At 61.8% G+C, this 2,233-nt stretch carries 4 protein-coding genes; 3 read left to right on the top strand and 1 reads right to left on the bottom strand.

The window, feature by feature from the left end; genetic code table 11:
• From VJR90_00100 to yfcF, 3 genes are all read left to right on the top strand, one after another.
• Positions 1–542, top strand: a 542-nt coding sequence (locus VJR90_00100) for a hypothetical protein (GenBank protein ID HKV95881.1), incomplete at its 5' end; no start/stop codon positions are given.
• Between the two features lie 169 nt (positions 543–711).
• Positions 712–1,059 carry a hypothetical protein gene (locus VJR90_00095; GenBank protein ID HKV95880.1) on the top strand — a complete coding sequence of 116 codons (348 nt, stop codon included), beginning with the start codon at positions 712–714 and terminating at the stop codon, positions 1,057–1,059.
• 26 nt (positions 1,060–1,085) lie between these two features.
• Positions 1,086–1,718, top strand: coding sequence for a glutathione transferase (gene yfcF / locus VJR90_00090; protein ID HKV95879.1), 633 nt, complete (start codon positions 1,086–1,088; stop codon positions 1,716–1,718).
• 168 nt (positions 1,719–1,886) lie between these two features.
• Here the strand turns inward: yfcF and VJR90_00085 are convergent.
• Positions 1,887–2,233 (bottom strand): helix-turn-helix domain-containing protein (locus tag VJR90_00085; protein HKV95878.1); only part of this gene is annotated, 347 nt, incomplete at its 5' end.

The raw sequence follows: 2,233 nt of genomic DNA, 5'->3' as shown, positions 1-2,233 counted from the left end.
ACGTTATGTGGCATAAGCCAGCGATCAAGAAGAGCCTCATCATCGCGGTAGTGTTTGCGATCGGCTTCGCGGTTGGGGTGCCAATCGGAGCTCGCGTCGGTTTGTGGGAGTTCATGCTCGCCGACTCCAAATACAAGGCGTCCATTCTTGCGTCTGATATCAAATCGATCAAGGCCGGTCATACCGAGCATGTTGTCACTGCGATGGAGATCTCGCTCAATGGAGAGCTCGCTAAGTACGGTGAGTACATGGAAAGCCACCTCTGGTGGCTCTGGCCCGAGCTAAGATCAAGCGACGACCGGCCGATTCGTGATGCCGTCTCCTATCGCCTTGCGCACCCGTACGACGGGCCAGACCTTGCAAAACCTGAGAACTGGAATCCCGGAATCGATATGCAGGATCCCTTCGTGCGCAACGTCGTTGAAGGTCAGAGAATTCAGCGAGAGTACATGCGCCAAGTGCTGCAACGCTACGGCAATATGCCGCGTAACGGCACGGTTGAACGGGACGCGGGCAGGAGCGGCGCGCACCCCTCGCCGTGAACGTTAGAAGGCTCACGTGACGCCTCACCAAACATTGGCTCTCGGAGTACGACTCTTTGCGATCTGGTATGCACTCGTGATCGTTCGCGAGGCAGTGGCGTTCATATTGTGGAGCCCGCCGTACGACTCGCAAACACTAGCTCTGTTAACAGGCGGGTCCATTCTGTCCGTGCTCATCCTGCTCGCTCTATGGTTTTTCCCGAAATCAATCTCTCGTGGCCTGCTCCCGCACTCAAGTGATGTGCCAGCGCAGGCGTCGTCGCAGCAGATGTGGTTCACCCTGGGTACAGCGCTCATCGGGCTCTGGTTCGCGGCATCGGCAGTCGCCCCCATCTTGCGCAACCTTTCTGTCATGTACGTCTTTCGACCCGAGCTGGTGAACGCTGAAAGCCTGCGGTCGCTGCGAGAGGGGCTCTTTTACCACGTGGTGGAACTGCTGCTCGGCCTAGGTCTGGTGTTCGGGGCGACTGGCATCAGGAAGTTCGTTTGGTGGGTGCGCAATGTTGGCTCGGATTGAGCGCTAGCCCTCGCCGGAGCCAACTAGTGAAAAACAACGACCTTCGCTTGTACGTAGACAGCGAGTTTACGAGCCCGTACGCAATGTCCGCATTCGTTGCACTCCGCGAGAAGGGTCTGTCGTTTGAAATCACGCCGGTGAACCTGTCTGCAAACGAGAACCATGAACGAGCCTTCGCAGACAAGTTGCTGACCCGGCGCGTACCGGCCTTGCTCCACGGAAGCTTCGCCCTTTCCGAGTCCTCCGCAATCGCCGAATACGTGGATGAAGTCTTTCCGGGCGTTGCCTTGTACCCGGCGGAACCCCGCAGCAGGGCGACAGCACGCCAGGTGCAGGCCTGGCTTCGCAGCGATCTGCTGCCCATCCGGCAGGAGCGCACCACCGAGGTCGTGTTCTGCGGGGCAAAGGCACGGCCTCTTACGAAGGCCGCGCGAGATGCCGCGGAAAAGCTGTTCGTGGCAGCCTCGGCTTTGCTTCGGGCCGGTTCGGACAACCTGTGTGAACAGTGGTCGATCGCCGACGTAGATCTTGCGCTCATGCTCAATCGCCTCGTGATGCATGGCGACCCGGTGCCTGAAAATCTGGCCGCATACGCGAGTCGCCAGTGGCGGCGGCCCTCCGTGCAGCAGTGGGTCAATCAAACAAGGCCGCCCCCGTGAGCGTGAGGGCTGACCTTTGCTGCACTGGCCGGTGGTCATGGGGCAGAATCGCGCCTGGTACGCAGCCCCGGCCATGGTCTATCACTACGTCGTTGCGCACCGGTACCGGCCTCCGCTCGAATTCATCGATGCGGTGCTCCATCCGCTGGAGGTCGGCAAAGATGCCCTCTAGCCGCGCCCCCGCAACTCGCGCACGCCGCGACCCAGCTTCCGCCGCAGCAGGGCGCGCAAGGTGACTCCGTCGGCATATCCCACCTCGCCGGCGATGGCGTCCACGCTCGCCCTGCCGGTCTGCAGCCGATGCACGGCGTGCTCGATGCGAAGGTCCTGGAAGTAGGATAGCGGCGTCTTGCCCAGCACGCGGTGCAGGCGGCGCGCCAGCGTGCGTTCGCTCGCGCCCACGGCGCGCGCCGCCTCCGTCAGCGAAAAGCCCTTCGCGAGCCGCGCGCGTCCCCATTGCTCGAAGCGCTCGATCAGCGGGTCGGCGTGCGCCAGGTGGTCCGAGATGACGTAGG

The sequence above is a fragment of the Gammaproteobacteria bacterium genome (assembly GCA_035279405.1).
Lineage (GTDB): Bacteria > Pseudomonadota > Gammaproteobacteria > Natronospirales > REEB76 > REEB76.
This window is presented reverse-complemented; position numbering and strand designations above follow the sequence as displayed.